Raw genomic sequence first — 4,737 nt, 5'->3', positions numbered from 1 at the left:
CACCCTTCATCGCCGGACTCAGTTGATGCCGGGGATGACGAGCCAGCGGTTCACGAGCACCAGCCAGAGCGCGACGAACACGATCGCGGCGATCGTGACCCCGAGGCCGGTGCGACCTCGGACGATGAGCGCGACGACGAGCACCACGAGGGTCGCGATGCCGAGCACGAGCGATCCGAACGGGATTCCGGGCAGGAAGAGCGAGAGCACGAACAGCGCGGCGACGACGACCTCGATGATGCCGACGACGGAGCTGCCGCGCCCGCGGAGGCGTCGGATCCCGTCCACGAGGGCGAGCGCGCCGCCGACGAGCGCGATGATGAGGAGCCATGACAGTGTGATCACGGGTGAAGGTTCCTTCCGGTTGGTGTGGGGGGCACCGCGGCGACGGAGGGGACTCCACCGCCGCGGCCAGCGTAGCCACCCGCGATCCCGCGGCGGAAGGGCTTGCACGAGGGGTCTCCGACGCGGTATGCCCCGAGCGGAATGTGATCGGATGCTGCGAATCGAGCGGTTTCGGAAATGAAACGCGGGGTAACGCCGTTTTCCTCACGGGCGAGGCCGTGATGGACTCGACCACGCGGCACGGCACCACGTCGCCGCTCAGCACTCCCCACGAACGGAGCTCCACATGTCTCGCGCACCCCGCGTCCGCACCCTGCTCGGCCTGGCCGCCGCATCCGTCGCCGTCGTCGCCCTCGCCGCCTGCTCGAGCGGAGCGCCTGCGTCGAGCGATGCAGCCGCCGACAACGAGTTCGGACTCGTGAAGGCCGGAACGCTCACCGTCGCGACCGAGGGCACGTACCGTCCGTTCAGCTTCCACGAGGACGGCTCCGGCGACCTCACGGGATACGACGTCGAGGTGGCCGAGGCGGTCGCCGACAAGCTCGGCCTCGAGATCGAGTTCCAGGAGACGCAGTGGGACGCGATCTTCGCCGGCCTCCACGCGGGGCGCTTCGACGTCATCGCGAACCAGGTGTCGATCAACCCCGAGCGCGAGGAGCAGTACCTCTTCAGCGAGCCCTACACCGTCTCGCCCGGCGTCATCGTCGTGAAGGAGGGCGACACCTCGATCTCGAGCTTCGACGACCTCGCCGGCAAGACGACCGCCCAGTCGCTCACGAGCAACTGGTACACGCTCGCGCAGGAGTCGGGTGCGAACGTCGAGGCCGTCGAGGGCTGGGCGCAGGCCGTCGCGCTGCTCGAGCAGGGCCGGGTCGACGCCACCATCAACGACAAGCTCACCTACCTCGACTACGTGAACACGAACGGCCAGTCCGGCCTCGAGGTCGCAGCCGAGACCGACGACCCCTCGCTCAGCGCGCTGACCTTCACGAAGGACAAGAAGGACCTCGTCGCCGCGATCGACGAGGCCCTGGCCGAGCTCCGTGCCGAGGGCGTGCTCGCCGAACTCGGCGAGAAGTACTTCGGCGCCGACGTCTCCGAGTAGCCTCGTCCTGCAACAGACGAAGGCGGTGAGGCGATGAGCGGCTGGCAGCTGTTCCTCGATTCCTTCTGGCCGATCGTGTGGGGCGGGGTGAGCGGCACCATTCCGCTCGCCCTCGCCTCCTTCGTGATCGGCCTCGTGCTCGCCCTCGGCACCGCACTCATGCGGTTGTCGGCGAACCGGGTGGTCTCGGGAATCGCGAGGTTCTACATCTCGGTGATCCGGGGCACGCCCCTCCTCGTGCAGCTCTTCGTGATCTTCTACGGGCTGCCGTCGATCGGGCTCGTCATCGACCCGTGGCCGAGCGCGATCATCGCGTTCTCGCTCAACGTCGGCGGATACGGCGCCGAGGTGATCCGTGCGGCGATCCTCTCCGTGCCGAAGGGCCAGTGGGAGGCCGGATACACGATCGGCATGTCGCACGCCACGACGCTGCGCCGGGTCATCCTGCCGCAGGCCGCTCGCGTCTCGGTGCCGCCGCTGTCGAACACCTTCATCTCCCTCGTGAAGGACACCTCGCTCGCCTCGCTCATCCTCGTGACCGAGCTGTTCCGCGTGTCGCAGGAGATCGCCGCCTTCAGCCAGGAGTTCATGCTGCTCTACCTCGAGGCGGCGCTCATCTACTGGATCTTCTGCCTCGTGCTCTCGAGCGGGCAGGGTGTTCTCGAGAAGAGGTTGGACCGCTATGTCGCCCACTGACCCGCTCGCCCCCGCGACGACGCCCGATGACTCAGTGCTGCTCGCGGCACGGGGCATCCGCAAGTCGTTCGGCGACAACGAGGTGCTGCGCTCGATCGACCTCGAGGTGCGGCGCGGCGAGGTCGTCGTGCTCATCGGCCCGAGCGGCTCGGGCAAGACGACCGTGCTGCGCTCGCTCAACGGACTCGAGACGCCCGACGGCGGCACGATCGACTTCGCCGGCGGGCCCGTCATCGACTTCGCGGCGCCGGTGTCCAAGGCCCAGCGCTTCGCGCTCCGCGACCGCTCGGCGATGGTCTTCCAGCAGCACAATCTCTTTCCGCACATGACGGTCATCGAGAACGTCATCGAGGGGCCGGTGCGCGTGCAGCGCGTGCCGAAGGCGCAGGCGGTCGCCGAGGCATCCGCCCTGCTCGAGCGGGTGGGGCTCGCCGAGAAGCGCGACGCCTACCCGTTCGAGCTCTCGGGCGGGCAGCAGCAGCGCGTCGGCATCGTGCGGGCGCTCGCCCTGAAGCCGCAGCTGCTGCTCTTCGACGAGCCGACGAGCGCGCTCGACCCCGAACTCGTCGGGGAGGTGCTGCAGGTCATCAAGGAGCTCGCCGACGAAGGTTGGACCATGGTCGTCGTGACCCACGAACTGAGCTTCGCGCGGCAGGCGGCCGACGAGGTGCTCTTCATGGACGGCGGCGTCGTGGTCGAACGCGGCGAGCCCGGAACGATCTTCACGAAGCCGACGCACGAGCGCACCCGACGCTTCCTCGATCGGATCCTCCGACCCCTCGAGGACGGCGGCGCCGCCGACGACGTCAGCCCTTGACCGCGCCTGCGGTCAGGCCCTGCACGATGTAGCGGCTCGCGAAGGCGAACAGGATCATCGTCGGCAGGATCGTCAGCACGGCAGCCGCGGACATCGAACCCCAATCGATGTTGAAGCTCGTGATGAAGCCGTTGAGCGCGGTCGGGATCGTCTTGTTCTCGTCCTTGTTCATGAGCGTCACCGACAGGAACAGCTCGTTCCAGCAGTTGACGAAGTTGAAGATGAACGCCGCCACGATTCCGGGCTTCATCACGGGAACGATGACCCGGAACAGTGCGCCGAGCCGGGAGCATCCGTCGATCATCGCCGCTTCCTCGAGGGCGTCGGGGATGTTCGCGAAGAAGCCGCGCAGCATGATCGTGCAGAACGGGATGCACACGGCCACGTACACGAGGATCAGGCCGAAGCGGTCGTCGACCAGCCCGAGGTCCACCATGAGCAGGTAGAGGGGCCCGAGCGCGATGAACGCGGGGATCATCTGGGTCACGAGGAACGCCATGAGGATCGCCGTCTTGCTGCGGAACTCGAACCGGGCCAGCACGTAGGCCGACAGCAGCGAGATGAGGGTCGCGGTGGTCGCAGCCGCGGTGGAGACGATCAGGCTGTTGACGACGTAGGTGCCGAAGTCGGCCTTCTCGAAGAGCTGCACGTAGTTGTCGAACGAGAACTCGGCCGGCCAGTACTGCAGCGGATAGCTGAAGATGTCTCCCGGGGCCTTGAACGAGGTCACGATGATCCAGTACAGCGGGAAGATCGTGATCACGAGCCAGAGCCCGAGGAAGCCGATGCGGGCGATGCGTGCGGGCGTTGTCTCCGTGACGATCACGACGACACCTCCTTCTTGCCGCGAAGGGCCATCAGGTAGAAGGCCGAGAAGACGAGCAGCAGGCCGACGACGATGAGCCCGAGTGCAGAGGCCACGCCGTAGTCGCCCTTCTGGGTGAACGTGATCATCCAGGTGGTGATGATGTGCGTCTGGTTGGCGGGGCCGCCGCCGGTCATCGCCCAGATGATGTCGGGGAAGTTGAAGATCCAGATCACGCGGAGCAGCACGGTCAGGGCGAGCGTCGTCGAGATGTACGGGATCGTGATCTGGAAGAGCGTGCGCACCTTGCCCGCGCCGTCGAGGGCAGCGGCCTCGAAGAGCTCGTCCGGCACCGACTGCAGCGCGGCGAGGATCATGATCGCGAAGAACGTCACGCCGTACCAGATGTTCGCGATGATCACCGCGAACATCGCGGTGTCCGGTTGCGCGAGCCATGGAATGCCCTGATCGATGAGGCCCGTCCGCATCAGGAGGTCGTTGACCACGCCGAACTCGCCGTTGAACATCCAACGGAAGAGGATGCCGATGAGGAAGCCCGAGATCGCCCACGGGAAGAAGATGAGCGCCTGGTAGAGCCCGCGGAAGCGGAACTTCCGACGCAGCCAGAGGGCGAGCGCGAACCCGATGACCAGTTGCGGCACGATCGACGCGACCACCCAGAGCACGGAGTTGCCGAGGATCACGCCGAACGCGGGATCGGCGAAGATCGTGGCGAAGTTCTGCAGCCCGATCCACGAGGTGTCGGTGAGGTTGCTCAGCTTCCAGTTGCGGAACGCCATCTGGCTGCCGGCGAGCATCGGGTAGTAGATGAACACGCCGACGAAGATCGCGGCGGGCAGCATGAATGCGAGCACGACGAGTCCGCGGTTCGTCGTGAACGCGCGGCGGCGGCGGCGTGGCGCGGGAGCGGGAGTCGCCGGGGCGGGAGCGCCCGCCCGTGCGGGCGGG

Annotated in this window: 6 protein-coding genes; 3 read left to right on the top strand and 3 right to left on the bottom strand. The window is 67.0% G+C overall.

Features of this window, described 5'->3' with window-relative positions:
• Positions 1-18: 18 nt before the first annotated feature.
• Complete coding sequence (locus tag ACFTQE_RS19960) at positions 19-345, bottom strand: hypothetical protein (RefSeq protein WP_376926704.1); 327 nt, start codon at positions 343-345, stop codon at positions 19-21.
• Between the two features lie 286 nt (positions 346-631).
• On the opposite strand from ACFTQE_RS19960, the gene ACFTQE_RS19955 reads away from it, so the two are divergent.
• Genes ACFTQE_RS19955 through ACFTQE_RS19945 form a run of 3 tightly spaced genes read left to right on the top strand, consistent with a single transcriptional unit; the run spans position 632 to position 2,963 of the window.
• A complete protein-coding gene (locus tag ACFTQE_RS19955) occupies positions 632-1,450 on the top strand; it encodes an amino acid ABC transporter substrate-binding protein (protein ID WP_376926703.1) in 819 nt (272 codons plus the stop codon).
• Positions 1,451-1,483: 33 nt separating this feature from the next.
• Positions 1,484-2,146 carry an amino acid ABC transporter permease gene (locus tag ACFTQE_RS19950; protein ID WP_375837875.1) on the top strand — a complete coding sequence of 221 codons (663 nt, stop codon included), beginning with the start codon at positions 1,484-1,486 and terminating at the stop codon, positions 2,144-2,146.
• Positions 2,133-2,963 carry an amino acid ABC transporter ATP-binding protein gene (locus tag ACFTQE_RS19945; RefSeq protein WP_376926702.1) on the top strand — a complete coding sequence of 277 codons (831 nt, stop codon included), beginning with the start codon at positions 2,133-2,135 and terminating at the stop codon, positions 2,961-2,963. The genes ACFTQE_RS19950 and ACFTQE_RS19945 overlap by 14 nt, the downstream gene beginning before the upstream one ends.
• Here ACFTQE_RS19945 and ACFTQE_RS19940 read toward each other — a convergent pair.
• The gene (locus ACFTQE_RS19940; protein ID WP_376926701.1) at positions 2,953-3,789 is read right to left on the bottom strand and encodes a carbohydrate ABC transporter permease; all 837 of its coding nucleotides are present in this window, start codon (positions 3,787-3,789) and stop codon (positions 2,953-2,955) included. The genes ACFTQE_RS19945 and ACFTQE_RS19940 overlap by 11 nt on opposite strands.
• The coding region (locus ACFTQE_RS19935; RefSeq protein WP_376926700.1) for a carbohydrate ABC transporter permease at positions 3,786-4,737 on the bottom strand (952 nt) is incomplete at its 5' end. The genes ACFTQE_RS19940 and ACFTQE_RS19935, both read right to left, overlap by 4 nt.

This window comes from Agromyces sp. NPDC056965 (assembly GCF_042673425.1).
Lineage (GTDB): Bacteria > Actinomycetota > Actinomycetes > Actinomycetales > Microbacteriaceae > Agromyces.
The sequence above is the reverse complement of the archived record's forward strand: the minus strand, read 5'-3'. Positions and strand labels throughout refer to the sequence as shown.